General features: G+C 68.4%; 15 protein-coding genes. 4 read left to right on the forward strand and 11 right to left on the reverse strand.

Going from position 1 to position 15,521, the window contains the following annotated elements; translation table 11 throughout:
• From octT to Q9R39_RS01605, 8 genes are all read right to left on the reverse strand, one after another.
• Complete coding sequence (octT, locus tag Q9R39_RS01570; RefSeq protein ID WP_311277000.1) at window positions 1-825, reverse strand: diglucosylglycerate octanoyltransferase; 825 nt, start codon at window positions 823-825, stop codon at window positions 1-3.
• Window positions 826-838: 13 nt separating this feature from the next.
• Entirely contained in the window at window positions 839-1,552 is a 714-nt protein-coding gene (locus tag Q9R39_RS01575; RefSeq protein WP_058252104.1) for a histidine phosphatase family protein, read from the reverse strand.
• Window positions 1,549-1,911, reverse strand: a complete 363-nt coding sequence (gene rsfS, locus Q9R39_RS01580; protein WP_004023080.1) for a ribosome silencing factor — start codon at window positions 1,909-1,911, stop codon at window positions 1,549-1,551. The genes Q9R39_RS01575 and rsfS overlap by 4 nt, the downstream gene beginning before the upstream one ends.
• A gap of 10 nt (window positions 1,912-1,921) precedes the next feature.
• On the reverse strand, window positions 1,922-2,701 hold the full coding sequence (nadD, locus tag Q9R39_RS01585) for a nicotinate-nucleotide adenylyltransferase (RefSeq protein ID WP_058252105.1): 780 nt from the start codon (window positions 2,699-2,701) through the stop codon (window positions 1,922-1,924).
• A 48-nt stretch (window positions 2,702-2,749) separates the two neighbouring features.
• On the reverse strand, window positions 2,750-4,144 hold the full coding sequence (locus tag Q9R39_RS01590) for a VWA domain-containing protein (RefSeq protein WP_311277001.1): 1,395 nt from the start codon (window positions 4,142-4,144) through the stop codon (window positions 2,750-2,752).
• Window positions 4,144-5,088 carry a MoxR family ATPase gene (locus tag Q9R39_RS01595; protein WP_175401209.1) on the reverse strand — a complete coding sequence of 315 codons (945 nt, stop codon included), beginning with the start codon at window positions 5,086-5,088 and terminating at the stop codon, window positions 4,144-4,146. The genes Q9R39_RS01590 and Q9R39_RS01595 overlap by 1 nt, the downstream gene beginning before the upstream one ends.
• Complete coding sequence (locus Q9R39_RS01600; protein ID WP_058252189.1) at window positions 5,088-6,386, reverse strand: glutamate-5-semialdehyde dehydrogenase; 1,299 nt, start codon at window positions 6,384-6,386, stop codon at window positions 5,088-5,090. Before Q9R39_RS01600 ends, Q9R39_RS01595 begins: the two co-directional genes overlap by 1 nt.
• Window positions 6,387-6,491: 105 nt before the next feature.
• A complete protein-coding gene (locus Q9R39_RS01605) occupies window positions 6,492-6,782 on the reverse strand; it encodes a metal-sensitive transcriptional regulator (protein ID WP_197414683.1) in 291 nt (96 codons plus the stop codon).
• A gap of 127 nt (window positions 6,783-6,909) precedes the next feature.
• On the opposite strand from Q9R39_RS01605, the gene Q9R39_RS01610 reads away from it, so the two are divergent.
• Genes Q9R39_RS01610 through Q9R39_RS01625 form a run of 4 tightly spaced genes read left to right on the forward strand, consistent with a single transcriptional unit; the run spans window position 6,910 to window position 10,588 of the window.
• Window positions 6,910-9,072 (forward strand): MMPL family transporter, encoded by a 2,163-nt coding sequence (locus Q9R39_RS01610; protein WP_068970229.1) that lies wholly within the window; start codon window positions 6,910-6,912, stop codon window positions 9,070-9,072.
• Between the two features lie 53 nt (window positions 9,073-9,125).
• The gene (locus Q9R39_RS01615) at window positions 9,126-9,530 is read left to right on the forward strand and encodes a DUF302 domain-containing protein (RefSeq protein WP_068970230.1); all 405 of its coding nucleotides are present in this window, start codon (window positions 9,126-9,128) and stop codon (window positions 9,528-9,530) included.
• Window positions 9,531-9,568: 38 nt separating this feature from the next.
• Complete coding sequence (locus tag Q9R39_RS01620; RefSeq protein ID WP_068970231.1) at window positions 9,569-10,174, forward strand: DsbA family protein; 606 nt, start codon at window positions 9,569-9,571, stop codon at window positions 10,172-10,174.
• 48 nt (window positions 10,175-10,222) lie between these two features.
• Window positions 10,223-10,588 (forward strand): multidrug efflux SMR transporter, encoded by a 366-nt coding sequence (locus Q9R39_RS01625; protein ID WP_336276194.1) that lies wholly within the window; start codon window positions 10,223-10,225, stop codon window positions 10,586-10,588.
• Between the two features lie 18 nt (window positions 10,589-10,606).
• Here the strand turns inward: Q9R39_RS01625 and Q9R39_RS01630 are convergent, their stop codons facing one another.
• The 3 genes from Q9R39_RS01630 to Q9R39_RS01640 form a co-directional block, all read right to left on the reverse strand.
• Complete coding sequence (locus Q9R39_RS01630) at window positions 10,607-11,374, reverse strand: HNH endonuclease family protein (RefSeq protein WP_396275633.1); 768 nt, start codon at window positions 11,372-11,374, stop codon at window positions 10,607-10,609.
• Window positions 11,375-11,499: 125 nt separating this feature from the next.
• A complete protein-coding gene (gene recG / locus Q9R39_RS01635; RefSeq protein WP_311277003.1) occupies window positions 11,500-13,746 on the reverse strand; it encodes an ATP-dependent DNA helicase RecG in 2,247 nt (748 codons plus the stop codon).
• Entirely contained in the window at window positions 13,743-15,392 is a 1,650-nt protein-coding gene (locus Q9R39_RS01640) for a DAK2 domain-containing protein (RefSeq protein WP_065632722.1), read from the reverse strand. Before Q9R39_RS01640 ends, recG begins: the two co-directional genes overlap by 4 nt.
• Window positions 15,393-15,521 lie beyond the last annotated feature (129 nt).

Raw genomic sequence — 15,521 nt, forward strand, 5'->3', positions numbered from 1 at the left:
CTACGTTAACGGGTTCACGCGCCGGGCCTCCACGGGCGTCGGGGTCGGGCCGCCGGCGTCGCGGTTCGCGCGCCGCCGGACGGCGTCGACGACGGGGGCGACCAGGTCGGCGATCCCCCGGTGGCACGAGAAACCCCAGTGGATTCCGTCGGGATTCATCTCGGCGGTGTCGTCGTCGAAGGCGTCTCTGGTGACCGGGTAGAAGTCGACACACGGTAGGCCGTGGCTCGACGCCCATCGCGACATCGCCGCGGTCGTCGGGATCCGCCCGGCATGGACATTGCCGTAATACGGACTGCGGTGGGTGGGCGGCAGGCACACGACGATCGGGAGGTCCGGACGCAGCTGGGCGAGCGCCGCCCGGATCTTCTCCAGGTACTCGATCGTGACGTGCGGCGGCAGCGCAAGCGGCCAACCAAGGTGGGACCCCCGCGGTTGGATCCACGCATAGGCTGCGCGTACACGCTGCCGCAAACCGTTCGGGCGGATGTAGCGGATCTGCTCCCGGAAAGCCGTCGGAAGCGGCGAGGGCAGCGTGTCCATCCCTCCGAATGCGAGCACGACGACGTCGGCGCGGGGCACGGTGGCCCAGATGTTCGGGTCCTGGGTGAGGGCCCACCAGACGTCCCGGCTCGTCCACCCGATCCGGCCGAACAGCCGCACCTCCGAACGCGTCGCAGCGCCCACGAGCATCGGCCAGATCCGAGGGTCATCCGCGGGCAGACCGCCCTGCGGACCGTAGTACGCGAGCGAGTCGGACAACACCAGCACACATCGCTCCCGCGCATCGGCAGCGGATGGACCGGGTCCGGCAGCCTTGGTCATCGGCGGACGTCGCTCACTGCACCGCCGGGTCGGAGTCCTCGGCGGACGCGTTCCACACGTCCAGGCGCCACCGCGGCAGTTCGCCGGGCATGCTGTGCCCCGACAGCTGCACCCAACTCGTGTTCGCGAGCCCCCCGAAGACGGGCCAGTTCTCGACCGGCAGCCCGAGCAGCGCCGCGGTCATCGCCGCGATCACTCCCCCGTGGGCCACCAGCACCACCGGCGCCTCCGGGTTGTCGCCGACGCCCCACTCCGGCAGCAGCTCGATCAACTCGTCGACCAGGGGTGTGGAGCGGCGGGCGACGTCGACGCGGCTCTCCCCGCCCGGCGGCGTCCAGGTCGCGTCATCGCGCCAGACGGCGCGCGCGCCCGGCATCGCGGCATCGACGTCGAGGTGCGTCAGACCCTGCCACTCACCGAGATGTGTCTCCCGTAGGCGTACGTCGGTGGTCACCGGGAGACCGGTTCGTTGCGCGAGCGCCTCGGCGGTGTCGCGGGCCCGTCGCAGATCCGACGACCAGATGACCACCGGCTGCCGCTTGGCGAGCTCGACCGCCGCCGAACCAGCTTGCCGGACACCGAGTTCGGACAGATCGGTGTCGATCTGGCCCTGCATCCGACTCGCCGCGTTGTACTCGGTCTGCCCGTGCCGCAACAGGATCAGGCGACGCACCACCGGGGTGAGACGTTCGACGGCGGTGTCGTGTGAGTCGGGACCGCCACTCACGACAGCCCGTCCACCTCGACCACCGGGCAGTCCTTCCACAGACTCTCCAGCGCGTAGAAGCGTCGTTCGTCGGTGTGCTGGATGTGCACCACGATGTCGGCGTAATCGAGCAGTGCCCAACGACCTTCGCGAGTGCCCTCGCGCCGCAGCGGCTTGTGGCCGGCCTCCCGCAGCTTCTCCTCGACCTCGTCGACGATCGAGTTCACCTGACGCTCGTTGTCGGCGGAGGCGATCACGAAGGCGTCGGTGATCACCAACTGCTCCGACACGTCGATCACCGTCACCTCATGGGCGAGCTTCTCGGCCGCGGCCAGGGCGGCCACCTTGGCCATCTCCAGCGCTTCAGCTGACGCAGTCACACTTGTCCTCTCATTCGGTCACGGCCTGTTCGCCCAGGGCGCGGCCCGACCCGTCGGTATCGCCCTGCAACTCCCCGGGAGGAATTTCCTCGGGCGGGAGCCGCTCGGGGCGGTTGGCCCCCGGAAGCGCCGGGGCGGAGACACCGGGCGACGACGCCCGGGGCGCACGATACAGCTTCCGCTTGGCGATGTACTGCACGACGCCGTCGGGCACCAGGTACCAGACGGGCCGACCCTGCAACGCGCGCGTCCGGCACTCGGTGGACGAGATCGCCAGCGCCGGGATCTCCAGCAGATGCAGGGTGTCGGCGGGCATGGCCTCGAGATGGTGGGCCAGGTGCGTGGCGTCGAGCTCGTACCCCGGGCGGCTCACGCCGACGAATCGGGCGAGGCCGAACAGCTCCTCCCAGTCCTGCCACGACAGGATGGATTCCAGCGCGTCGGCACCGGTGATGAAGTACAGCTGGGCTTCCGGAAGCAGCGCTCGCAGGTCGCGGAGCGTGTCCACGGTGTAGGTGTCGCCGTCGCGGTCGATGTCGACACGACTGACGCTGAACTGCGGATTCGACGCGGTCGCGATGACCGTCATGAGGTAGCGGTCCTCCGGCGGGCTCACCGTCGTCGCCTCGCCGATCTTCTGCCAGGGACGGCCGGTCGGGACGAAGATCACCTCGTCCAGCGAGAACCGGTGGGCGACCTCGCTGGCCGCGACGAGGTGCCCGTTGTGGATCGGGTCGAACGTGCCGCCCATCACGCCGATACGGCGCGCACGCGGGCGGTCGGGTGACATGGACGGTCAGTCTACGCGTCGAGCACTGATGCGAATCGGCAGCGCTGGTCAGATCGGCAGGAGGTCGGCGATGACCGTGCCCAGTTGTGTGGCGTTCCGGCATTCGAACATGTCGATCACGTCCGCGTAATCGGTCGCGACCGAGTCACCCGTGCCCCAGTGCTGCTTGGCCTCCGGGTTGAGCCAGTAGGCGTGCCGGGCCCGTTCCACCAGTTCGGCGAGCGCGTCGGCGTGCGGATCGTGATAGTTGTTCCGCCCGTCCCCCAGGATCAGCAACGCACCCCGGTGGGTCAGCGTATCGCCGTAGTCGGCGACGAACCCGGCCAGCATGTTGCCGTAGTCCGAGTGACCGTCGCGGGTGGAGATCCGCGCGGTGGAGATCATGTGGTGCATCGCCGCACCGAAATCCTCTTCGCCGTGGTCGAAGTAATCGGTCACCTCGTCGACGGTGTCGACGAAGGCGAACACCCGCACCTTCGAGAACTGTTGCCGCAGTGCATACACCAAGCGCAACGTGAACTGACTGAACCCGGCCACCGACCCCGAGACGTCGCAGATGATGATGAGTTCGGGCCGCCCCGGTCGGGGCTTGCGGTGACTGAGTTCGATGGGCACCCCACCCGTGGACATCGAGGCGCGCAGCGTCTTCCGGACGTCGACCGCGCCGCGGTGAGCGCGCCGTCGCCTCGTCTCGAGCTTCGCGGCCAGCAATCTGGCCAGCGGTTCGATGGTCTTGCGGATCTCCACCTGCTCTTTGGCACCCGCCGACAGGAAGTTGACGTTCTCCGGTAGCGGGGGCACCGCGTAGGCGCCGACCTTCTCGCGGCCGTTGCGGTCGGCCATGCGCCGCTGGGTCTCTCGCTCGATCGCCGCACGCAGATCGTTGGCCTTATGGCGCGCCGCCTGCCGGTAGAGCGGTTCCGTACCGGCCCGGCCGCCGTCCCCGTCGCCATCCCCGGCCATGGCCGCCGCGATCTTCGCGATCAGTGTCTGCGGACTCACCGCGGTGATGGCCTGATAGGCCGAGAACGCCTCGCCCCGAGTCGATCCGTACCGTCCCAACTCGTCGACGATCATCGCGATGGCCTGGTCGAGCCGGCCGTCGTTCGCCGACGCGTCGTCGGCGAGCATCTCCGCCAGCGCGTCCCGGACCGCCTCGACATCGAGCTCGCCGTCGGGGGTGCGCGGGAGATCCTCGGTCACGGTACGCATTCCGGCGCCGAGCGGGAACCACAGGTCGAAGACCCGGTCGAACACACCGCGATGGGCGTGATCGACGAGCAGTGTCGTCGCGAGCCCCTCGCGCAGACGGGGGCGTTCGAGGAGATCGAGGACCTCCACCGCACTCGCCGCATCGATCAGCGCCGACGGCCCGACCACGATCCCGCGACGACGCAACTCGTCGACGAAATCGGTGAGGTGCGCGACGAGCGGAGCCGTCATCAGCCCAGCTTGAGTTCTTTGAGAGCCGTCTTGAGGTCCGGCCGGTGCTTCAGCACGACACCGAGAGTCCGTGCGATGAGTCCGTCGTCGAATCCGCCACCGCTCTTCGCCGTGGCCTTCTCCCCGGCCCCCAGCGCCAACAGCGTGTTCGCCCAGTCGATCGTCTCGGCCACCGACGGCTTCTTGCGGATGTCGAGTGTGCGTAGGACACCGACGATCCGCACCAGCTCGGCGCTGAGCGAATCGGACAGGTTCGGCACCCGCGACGCGAGGATCTCCTTCTCGCGCTCGGCATCCGGGAAGTCGATGTAGAGGTACAGACAACGACGCTTGAGTGCCTCGGACAGTTCACGGGTCGCGTTCGATGTCAGCAAGACGATCGGACGACGCTGAGCGGCAACGGTTCCCATCTCCGGGATGGTGATCGCGAAATCGCTGAGCACTTCCAGCAGCAGACCCTCCATGTCGACGTCGGCCTTGTCGACCTCGTCGATGAGGAGCACGGTGGCACCCTCGCGCGAGATCGCCTTGAGCAGCGGCCGCGGCAGGAGGAACTCGTCGGAGAAGATGTCGGCCTTGGCCTCATCCCACGCGCGGTCCCCCGTCGCCTGGATGTGCAGGATCTGCTTGGCGTGATTCCACTCGTACAGCGCGCGGGCCTCGTCGATGCCCTCGTAGCACTGCAGGCGGATGAGTTCGGCATCCGTGGCCGCCGCGATGGACCGGGCGAGTTCGGTCTTGCCGACACCCGCCGGCCCCTCGACCAGCAACGGCTTGCCGAGACGGTCGGCCAGGAAGGTCGAGGTCGCGGTCGCGTCGTCGGCGAGGTAACCCGTCGCGCGAAGGCGACCGACGACGTCGTCGACACCCTCGAACGACGGCACGACGGCCGGGCCCGAGCCGGTGTATCCCGCGGTCCCCGCGTCCGGGGTCGTCGCGCTCATCAGGCGGGCCGCACGTGGCCGTTGCCCCAGACCACCCATTTGGTCGAGGTCAGTTCCGGCAGACCCATCGGGCCGCGGGCATGGAGCTTCTGGGTGGAGATGCCGATCTCGGCGCCGAAGCCGAACTGCTCGCCGTCGGTGAAGGCGGTCGATGCGTTGACCATGACGGCGGCGGCATCCACCCGCCGGGTGAACTCGTCGGCGGCCGCCAGGTCGGTGGTGATGATCGCTTCGGTGTGGCCGGTTCCGTAGGTGTCGATGTGGGCGACCGCGGCGTCGAGCCCGTCGACCACCTTCATCGCGATGTCCATCGACAGGTATTCCATGGACCAGTCGTCCTCGGTGGCCGGCTCCATACCCGGCTCGTCGCCGTGGATGACCACGCCCTGGGTCTGCAGCACCGAGGTGATCCGCGGCAGCGCGTCGGCCGCGACGGCCTTGTCGATGAGCACGGTCTCCGCGGTGTTGCAGACACTCGGCCGGCGGGTCTTGGAGTTGAGGATGACACGCGCCGCGACATCGAGGTCGGCGAGTGCGTGGACGTAGACGTGGCAGTTGCCGACGCCGGTCTCGATCGTCGGGACCGTCGCATTCGACACCACGGCCTCGATGAGGCCCGCGCCGCCACGGGGGATGACCACGTCCACGAGTCCGCGCGCCCGGATGAGCGCGGTCACGCTGGACCGATCGTCGCTGGGCAGCAGCGACACCGCATCCGCGCTGACCCCCTTGGCCGACAGGGTCTCCCGCAGCACGCGCACGAGTTCGGCGTTCGACGACGCGGCCGACGACGAGCCACGCAGCAGCACCGCGTTCCCGGACTTGAAGGAGATCCCGAACGCATCGACGGTGACGTTGGGGCGCGCTTCGTACACGATGCCCACGACCCCCAGGGGCACGCGCAGCTGACGCAGCTGCAGCCCGTTGGGGAGGGTCTTCCCCGCAACCACCTCACCGATCGGGTCGGGGAGCACGGCGACCTGCCGCAGACCGTTGGCGATACCGGCCACGCGCGACGCGTCGAGCCGCAGCCGGTCGAGCAGGCTCACCTCGATGTCGGCCGCCTCGGCACGTGCGATGTCCTCGGCGTTCGCGGCGAGGATGGTGTCGGTGGCCGCCTCGATGGCGTCGGCCGCGGCGAGCAGGACCTCGTTCTTGCCCGCGGTCGTCAGACCGCTCAGCGAGCGGGACGCCGACTTGGCGGCACGGGCAAGCCCGAGAACGACCTTCTCGGTGTCGGACTTCTCGGCGCCGGAGCCGCCTTCGGCGACGGACTGCTCTGCGGTGGGTGCGCTCATCAACATCCTCGACTTCGGTGGTTCCGGGCGCAACCGCCCGGACAGTGCCGTTCTCAGAGTAACGCCGCAGTTTCGGAGTCCCCAACGAGATCCACGGTCGGCGCCTCAGGCGAGTGCGAGGAAGAGTTTCTCCAGCTCTGCCTCGGTCAACGGCGGTTGCTCACCGTCAACGGTCTCGATGCACTGCCGCATTCCCGAGGCCACGATCTTGAAGCCGGCGCGGTCGAGCGCGCGGGACACCGCGGCGAGCTGGGTGACCACATCCTTGCAGTCACGCCCGGCCTCGATCATCGCGATCACGCCGGCGAGCTGCCCCTGCGCTCGGCGTAGACGGTTGAGGACGGCACTCATCGCATCGTCGCCGACGGCCACGTGGGGCCTCTTGTCATCGGCCATCGAGGCCTCCTCGCTGTCGTGCACCACCGACGTCCGGTTGGGTGCTGAATTCTTGACGTCAAGATACCCCCATGGGTATGTTGGCCGCCAGACGGATACCCCGAGGGGTATATACGAAAGGAAATCCATGGCGCCGATCACACCTCTGTCCGACGAGGCGACCACTACCGACCCCGCGGGCTCCCCGCCCGGGGGCCTCGGCCGGTGGGGTGCGGCCATGGCCGCGCACGCCCGCTGGGTGTTCGGCGTGTGGCTCCTCGTCCTGCTCGTCCTGGGAGCCGCGGCGCCGTCGGTGTTTTCCGCACTCGCGGGCGCGGGCTGGCAGGCCGACGGGTCGGAGTCCGTGCAGGTCCGCGAGCTGGCTCAGCAACATTTCGGCGGGAACTCGTCGGCAGCGGTCCATGTGGTCGTCCACTCCGAGCGCGACACGGTCGACGGTCCCGCGATTCGAGAGGTGGTCGGCGAGATCGCTGCACTGGCGGGGACGGACAGCCGGTTCGCCCAGGTCGTCCCGCCACAGCCCGGCATGTCGATCAGCCCGGACGGCCACACCGGGATCGTCATAGTGGGCGCGGCCGCCGACACCGACGAGATGGTGCGCGCTGTCGATGAGCACAAGGACGCGTTGATCGCCCTGTCCGGAAACGGGATCGAGGTGTACCCGACGGGTGCCTCGGCCCTGTGGAGCGACTTCAACGAGGCCAATCACGACGCGATGATCAAGGCCGAGCTGTTCTCATGGCCGGTCACGCTGACGATCATGGTGCTCGCCTTCGGGTCGCTCGTCGCGGCCGGTCTCCCATTGTTGCTGACCATCGCCGGTCTCGTCGCATCCGCGGGCGGCCTGGTGTTGTTGAACCAGGTCACCCCGATCTCGGTGTGGGCCATGAACTTCGCGATGATGTTCGCGCTGGCGCTGGGCATCGACTACGCACTGTTCCTGGTGTCGCGGTTCCGCGACTCGGTCCGGGAGCACGGCGACGACATGCGCGCGGCGGTGGCGCAGACGATGGACACCGCAGGCAAGGCGGTGTTGCTGTCCGGCATCACGGTTCTGGTGAGCCTGTCGGCCGTGCTGCTGGTTCCGGCACCGGCGGTGCGCACGATGGCGGTGGGCATCATGCTCGCGGTGGCCTTCGTCCTCGCGGCAACCCTCACTCTCCTACCCGCCGCGCTGGGCGCCCTGAGTGGCCGGATCAACGCGGTCTCGCTGCCGTACGCGCGCCGCCAGCAGCACCGATCGCCGGTGTTCGCACGCTGGGGCGGCTTCCTGCAGCGCCATCCGTGGGCTGTCGCCACCGGCTCCCTGGTTGTTCTCGTCGCGCTCGCGATCCCGGTCGTCGGGTTGAAGGTCGCTATGCCCTCCATCGGCGTCGTCCCGGCCGACGCGCCCGTCCGCCAGGGCTATGAACTCGTGCAGTCGCAGATGGGCGAGGGCGCACCGGGGATGCTGCAGATCGTCGCACCCGCCGACGAGGCGCAGCAGGCCGCCGCGGTCGCGGCGCAGTCCCCGGGGATCACCATGGTCACTCCCGCGACGCCGGCCGCGGACGACTCGGACCTCGTTCTCATGCAGGCTCTTCCGACCGTCGACCCGTCCGCCGGCCAGATGGCCACAATCGTCGACGACCTGCGTGACGCATTGCCCGACGGCGCTCTCGTCGGCGGCGCGCCCACCGAGAACCTCGACCTGCAGCACGCTCTGAACGACTACTTCCCGCTGGTCGTCGCCGTCATTCTCGTCCTCGGTTTCGTCTTGCTGCTGGTGTCACTCCAAGCGCCGCTGATCGCACTCATCGGCACTGTGGTGAGCCTGCTGTCCACCGCCGCGGCGTTCGGCGTCGCGAAGCTGATCTTCCAGGACGGGCACCTGGCAGACCTGCTGGGCTTCACACCTCAGGGATTTCTCGACGGCTGGGCCCCCGTGTTCTTCTTCGCCATGATCTTCGCGATCGCGATGGACTACACCGTGTTCCTCCTCGCCACCGCCAAAGAACACTACGAACGCTCCGGGGATCCATCGACCGCGCAGGTCGACGGCATGGCCCACTCCGGGCGGATCATCTTCGCCGCAGCTGCGGTCATGGTCGCCGTCTTCTTCACCTTCGCCCTGGCCCAACCACTCCCTCCGAAGGAGATGGGGATCATCCTGGGTGTGGCAGTCCTGCTCGACGCCGTCCTGATCCGCCTCACCCTCCTGCCGGCGCTGCTACGCATCACCGGCCGGGCGGCGTGGTGGACACCATCCTGGTTGCGCCGGATCCTCCCGTCGATCAGCTTCAAGCATTGACCTCACCCGAATCGGGTACACGCCCCTTGAGGGCCGACAAGAAAGGACACACGATGTCACTCGCGCTGACCACCACGCTGCCGCACCCCTTCCCGGAGGCGGTCGAACGGACCAGAGCCGCGCTCGCCGATCAGGGATTCGGCATCCTCACCGAGATCGACGTCCAAGCGACGCTCAAAACGAAACTCGACGAGGACATGGAGCCCTATCTGATTCTCGGTGCCTGCAATCCGCCGCTGGCGCATCGGGCGCTCGGCGTCCACCGGCAGATCGGGTTGCTGTTGCCGTGCAACGTCGTCGTCCGCGCCGACCCGGGCAACCCCGACCACACGCTCGTCGAGGCGATGAACCCCGACCTCATGGTCCAGGTCTCGGGCGAACCCGACCTCGAACCGGTCGCACGTGATGCCGCGGAGAAGTTGCGCGCCGCGATCGATTCCCTGACCGCACAGTCCTGAATCCCCTTGCACATCCGCCCGAGACCTCCGGAGTTCTCATGACCCACTTCGATTTCTACTTCGACCCCGTGTGCCCCTTCGCCTGGGTCGCATCGCGATGGCTCATCGATCGGGCTCAGGCACACGATGCCTCCGTCGACTGGCACGTGATGAGTCTGGCCATCCTGAATGAGGACCAGGAGCCGGATTCCGACGAGCAGCGGCAGCAACTCGACACCTCGCGGCGACTCGGACGTGTGTTGATGGCGGCCGTCGACGAGTCCGGGACCGATTCGCTCGAACCCCTCTATTCGGCGATCGGCCGACGGCTCCACCATGTGGGCGACGAGATGACGCCCGCGGCGGTGTCGGAGATCCTCGTCGACACCGGCCTCCCCGCCGGCCTGGCCGAGGCAATGGACGACGAGTCGTTCGACGACGCCCTGCGCGCGTCGCATCAACGCAGTCAGGATGCGCTGGGCGAGGCCGGCGGCAGCCCCATCACCGGGATCGACGGCAACCATTTCTTCGGTCCCGTCCTCTCCGACATCCCGACCGGTGACGAAGCGGACGCACTTTTCTCGTCTCTGGTGACGCTCGCGGGCGTCTCGGCATTCGCACAGGTGAAGCGGCCGGCAGGAGGACCTCCGTCGTTCTCGGACTGATCTCGGCGCGCATCCCGCCCGTCTCCCGCCTACTGTGACGCCGTACAGATGTCCGAAGACGGGAGCGATCGCGAAGTGGCGTGGCTTGTCCTGGTGACCGCGGGTCTGGTCGAGATCATCTACATGGCAGCTCTGGAGAAGTCGAACACCTTCACACGTCCGATGTGGACGGCCCTGTTCATCATCGGGGTGATCGTGAGCATGGCCGGTGTCGCCTACGCGATCCGCTCGATCCCCCTGGGCACGGCCTACGCGGTCTGGGTGGGGATCGGCGCGGTCGGTACCGCGATCTATGGAATCCTGTTCCTGCGAGAACCGGCCGGCCTCGCTCGGCTCGGATGCATCTTCCTCATCCTCACGGGTGTCGTCGGACTGAACCTGTTGCACAACTCGGAGGGCGCGGGGGCGCATTGACGCGGCGGCGCATGGTCGTCAGTCCGCACACCGCAGCGCCTCCGACAGGACGCGTCGGGAGGGTTCGTCGATCGCCAATCCGTATGTAGCCGTGACGATCACGAACTGAATCGCGTACTGGCACCAGAATCCACGGGCCGGTGGCATCCAGCGCGCGGGTTCGGAGTCGCTCTTTTCCTGGTTCGAACGCCCGTCGACGGCAACGAGATTGGCGGGGTCGTTCGCGAAGTCCAGCCGCCGGTCGGGCGGCCACGCCCACGCTCCCATGTCCCAGGCATACGACAGCGGGACGATGTGGTCGATCTGCACCGCCGACGCGCTCCGATCGCGCCGGAAGACGACGAAGTCGCCGGTGTACGGGCTCCGCAGTTCGCCCGCCAGTACGGCACGAGGACAACTCGGCGTCGGGCCGGCTCGGATGTCGTGGAGATCCCGGGCGAGTACGTCATTGCGTGTGTCGCACCCGTTGCCGCCTCCGGGGACGGACGCGGCGTCCGACCAGGCGCTGCCGAACGCGGACCGGTCGTAATCCTGTCGGTCGGTACGACCCGCGCTGATCGGGATCGAGGCGAGCGACGACGCCGCCTGCCCCGCCATCGCCCGCACTGTTGGGTCGATGTCAGGGTCGGCCGAGAAGGCGTCGACCCCGACGGCGACCACCACCGCCGTGACGACGGCGGCGACGAGCACCGCCCACTGACGTGGCGACCAGGACGGCGAGTCCCGCGGCGTCCAGCGCATCCATCGGATCCGCATGCGGAGTCGTCGCAGCGTCGGCGAACGCATCACCATGCATTCTCAGACGCACGCGGCGACCTTCTGGTTCCGTGTGTCGATCGGCCCGGTACCGGTGTCGCAGAACGTGGCGCCAGGCGCACCGACACGCGACAACTGGCCTCGGGCCGAGCCGGTCAGGACTTGTCGAGGTACGCGATCTTGTGTGGTACGAGGATTCCGTCGACGAGGTCGGCGAGCGGCCGGTGTTCGAGCAGCGTGATGTCCTCGCTCACCACGTCTTCCGCGAGTTCGCGGGCGTCCTCGATGACCTCGACGTCCTCGAGCAGGGACAGGAACCGCAACGACGTGTTGACGCCCGACTGTAGGGACCCGAGCAGATCACCCTCCCGGCGTTGCTCGAGATCGACTCGCGCGAGCTCGAATCCGTCGTTCGAACCGGCCACGGCGCGGAGGCGGTCCATCGACGGCGAGCCGTCCCGGGCATTCGTCATCAGCAGGCACAGACCCGCATGCCGCCCGCGTCCCACACGACCGCGCAACTGATGCAGCTGGCTCACGCCGAACCGATCGGCGTCGACGATGACCATCGTGGTCGCATTGGGCACGTCGACACCCACCTCGATGACGGTGGTGGACACCAGCACGTCCACCTCGCCCCGACCGAAGGCATCCATGACGGCGTTCTTCTCGTCGGCGGGTAGGCGGCCGTGCAGGAGCTCCACGCGTCGGTGCGCGAACGGGCCGGCGACGAGGGCCTCGTACTGCTCGAGGACCGAGGTCGTCCGCGGGCCCTTCTCCTCGTTGTCGTCGGGCTCGGGTTCGGGCCCGTCGCCGATGCGGGAACACACGACGTAGACCTGACGGCCGGCGTCGATTTCCTCGTTGGCCCTCGACCACACCCGGTCGACCCATGAGGATTTCCCGGTGGGCACCACCGAGGTGGTGATCGGCTGCCGGCCGCGCGGCAGCTCCCGGAGGACCGAGGTCTCGAGGTCACCGAAGGCGGTCATGGCGACGGTCCGCGGGATCGGCGTCGCGGTCATCACGAGGAAATGCGGTATCCGTCCGTTGCGGCCCTTGCCGCGCAACACATCTCGCTGCTCCACGCCGAAGCGGTGCTGTTCGTCGATCACGACGAGTCCGAGGTCGAAGAACTCGACCTTGTCCTCGAGGAGCGCGTGGGTCCCGATCACGATCCCGGCCTGGCCCGTCACCACGTCGAGGAGCGTCTCGCGCCGGCCCTTGGTCTTCATCGAACCCGTCAGCAGCGCGAGGCGCGTCGCGCCGTCGGCCGCGGTCAGTTCGCCCGCCTCGGCGAGGTCGCCAAGCATCGTCTTCATCGTCCGGTAGTGCTGTGCGGCAAGCACTTCCGTCGGGGCCAGGATGGCACATTGGTACCCGTTGTCGACGACCCGCAGCATTGCCAGCAACGACACGAGCGTCTTCCCGGACCCGACCTCGCCCTGTAACAGCCGCGACATCGGCTGCGCGCGGGCCAGATCCTCGGCGAGCTCCTCCCCCACCTCGACCTGACCGTCGGTCAGGGTGAACGGGAGTCGGTCACGCAACTTGTCCTCGAGACCGCCGTGCACGCGTGGACACGGTGGCGCCGACTCGCTCCGCCCCGCCAGCCGGCGCTGCGCCAGCACGGTCTGGATGGCCAGCGCCTCATCGAATTTCAGCCGGTGGGCGGCGACCTTCACGTCGTCCTCGGCATCGGGCAGGTGGATCCTGCGGATCGCCTCGTCGGTGCTGACGAGACCCCGCGCGCGGCGTTCGGCTTCGGTGAGTGCGTCGGGAATCGGCGCGCTCTCACTCAGGACCCGACGGACCGCGCCGAGGATGTCCCAGGTCTGAATGTTCTTGTTGGCCGGATACATCGGCAGGATGTCGCGGTCGAACATGGTGACCAGGGGGTGATCGCCGCGCTCTCCGGTGATCTGCTCCTCGATCGCGTACATCTCGGTCAGCATCTTGGAACCGACGACGTCCTCGATCTCCGGATCGCCGTCCGGAAGGATCATCCATTCCGGATGCGACAACTGGATCTGGTCGCGGAAGTACTTGACCGCGCCGGCCATCATCACCCGTGCACCGGGTCGGAACAGCCCCTTGAGGCGGTGGGCGTTGAAGAAGCTGGCCTCGTAGACGTCGTTGTCGTCGGTGACCTTCACCTTGAGGAACGACCCTTTGCGGCTCCTCATCTTGATGAGATCGGACTTGGTGATCCGTCCGACGATCGTCAGCCACTCACCCGGTTCGGGCCGCTCCTGGTCGACCACGTGGCCGCGTCGGATGTACCGGCGGGGCGTGTACCGCAACAGCTCCCCGACCGTGTGCACGCCGACGGTGGCGAGCTGTTCGGCGGGCTTGGTCCCCAGGACGTCGGACAGCGAATCCGACAGTGCCAGTTCGGTCACTCCACACCCACCTGGACGAGATCGGTGCGCTGTCCGGTGCGGTACACCGCCAATTCGATGCCGGGGTAGCTGCGCCGCATCTGCTCCGCGACGGCCTCGAGGGCGGCCTCGTCGACCTCGACCCCGGCGAGCACCGTGACGAGCTCGCCTCCGGTGGAGAGCATGAGGTCGACGAGGGCGGTGCACGCCGACGTCTGATCCGGCGCCACGACGAGCACGTCGTCGCCGATCAGCCCCAGCACGTCACCGACCTCGCTCATCCCCGCCAGCGTCATCATCCTCGTGGTCGCCGACTGCAGCGATCCCCAGCGTGCCCCGGCGGCGGCCTCGGCCATCGCGTAGGCGTCGACGTCGGGGACCTCGCTCGGATCGTGCACGGCGAGAGCGGCGAGGCACTGGGTCATCGACGACGTCGGCAGCATCAGGACCGAGCGCTGGGTGGACCGCACCTCGGTGGCGACCGTGACGAGATCCTGCGATGTCAATGCGCCGTTGGCCATGACGACGACGTGCGCGCTGTCGGTGTCGCGGATCGCGCGGCCCAGCTCGTGGGCGGAGAGTCCGTCGTCGGCGCGCAGCACGACCGCACCGGCCTCGCCGAACAGTTCGGCCGCGCCGTCACCGGACACGACGACCACCACCGCCCGTTTGTGCCGGGGCGGCGGCTCAGCCGAATCCGCCTGTGCCCGAATGGCATCGAGAGCGAAGCAAGTGATCCGGACATCCGAGAGCTGCCCGAGGCCCGCGCCGGCCTCGACCGCCGCACCCGGGTGGCAGGTGTGGACGTGTACCGAGAAGCGTTCGCCCTCACCGCTGGAACTGTCGCCGACGATCACCACCGCGTCGCCGAGTTCGTCCAGACGTTCGCGCAGTTCGGCGATCTGCTCGCCGGCCGCGCCGTCGAGGAGGTACATGACCTCGAAGTCCTGGTCGCTCCCGTCGAGGCAGCTGTCGTCCGGTCCGTGACCGAGCGTGGTGCTGTCGGTGAGGATGCCCCGGTAACGCCGGCGGCGGTGCGAGACGCCGGTGATGACCTTGACCATGGCGTCCACGATCGCGAGGAAGCCACGCCCGCCCGCGTCCACCACGCCCGCGTTCGCGAGCACCGACAGCTGTTCCGGGGTGCGTTCGAGCGCTTCGGCACAGTCGTCGGCGACGGCGCGCACCTGGTCGGCCGGGGACTCGTGCTCGTGCGCCGCGGCCGATTCGGCGGCGACCCGCACCAGCGTGAGGACCGTACCCTCGCGCGGTTCGCTCACCGCACGGGTCGCCGCGAGCGAACCGAGACGCAGACCCAGCGTCGAGAACTCGGCGAAGGTCAGGGCGTCGGTGTCGCCCAGGATCTCCGCACCGTCCGCGAGTCCGACCAGCACCTGCGAGAGGATGATCCCCGAGTTGCCCCGCGCCTGCGCCACCGCGCCGTCGGCCATCGCGCGGGCGACCTCGGGCAGCGACGCGTCGGGCGGCGTCTTCTCGACCGCCTCGGCCGCGGCCCGCATCGTGAAGAGCATGTTGCTCCCGGTGTCCGAATCGGGGATCGGGAACACGTTGAGGTCGTTGATCTCGCCGCGCAGCGACTCGAGCTGTTCGACCGAGACTCGGGCCCAATCGCGCAGCAACTGCGGGTTGACGGTGCGGGCGATCACACGGTGGCTCTTTCTCGCAGACGCGGCGCGCGACGTACTGTGCTCTCGCGCGCAACGTGACCGGCTGGTGAGGTTGTGGGCAAGGTTACTCGGGGTGTCCGACCGTGCGGCGCGCCCGAGCGGGACCGG

Source organism: Gordonia sp. AC31, assembly GCF_031844505.1.
GTDB lineage: Bacteria > Actinomycetota > Actinomycetes > Mycobacteriales > Mycobacteriaceae > Gordonia > Gordonia hongkongensis.

Excerpts from the sequence above, each read along its gene's own strand:
- Q9R39_RS01590 (WP_311277001.1), bottom strand. The coding sequence starts at position 4,144 with ATGACGGCTCCGCTCGTCGCGCACCTCACCGATTTCGTCGACGAGTTG.
- nadD (WP_058252105.1), bottom strand. The coding sequence starts at position 2,701 with ATGTCACCCGACCGCCCGCGTGCGCGCCGTATCGGCGTGATGGGCGGC.
- Q9R39_RS01595 (WP_175401209.1), bottom strand. The coding sequence starts at position 5,088 with ATGAGCGCGACGACCCCGGACGCGGGGACCGCGGGATACACCGGCTCG.
- Q9R39_RS01605 (WP_197414683.1), bottom strand. The coding sequence starts at position 6,782 with ATGGCCGATGACAAGAGGCCCCACGTGGCCGTCGGCGACGATGCGATG.
- Q9R39_RS01625 (WP_336276194.1), top strand. The coding sequence starts at position 10,223 with ATGTCCGAAGACGGGAGCGATCGCGAAGTGGCGTGGCTTGTCCTGGTG.
- Q9R39_RS01630 (WP_396275633.1), bottom strand. The coding sequence starts at position 11,374 with ATGCGTTCGCCGACGCTGCGACGACTCCGCATGCGGATCCGATGGATG.
- Q9R39_RS01620 (WP_068970231.1), top strand. The coding sequence starts at position 9,569 with ATGACCCACTTCGATTTCTACTTCGACCCCGTGTGCCCCTTCGCCTGG.
- Q9R39_RS01600 (WP_058252189.1), bottom strand. The coding sequence starts at position 6,386 with ATGAGCGCACCCACCGCAGAGCAGTCCGTCGCCGAAGGCGGCTCCGGC.
- octT (WP_311277000.1), bottom strand. The coding sequence starts at position 825 with ATGACCAAGGCTGCCGGACCCGGTCCATCCGCTGCCGATGCGCGGGAG.
- Q9R39_RS01615 (WP_068970230.1), top strand. The coding sequence starts at position 9,126 with ATGTCACTCGCGCTGACCACCACGCTGCCGCACCCCTTCCCGGAGGCG.
- Q9R39_RS01610 (WP_068970229.1), top strand. The coding sequence starts at position 6,910 with ATGGCGCCGATCACACCTCTGTCCGACGAGGCGACCACTACCGACCCC.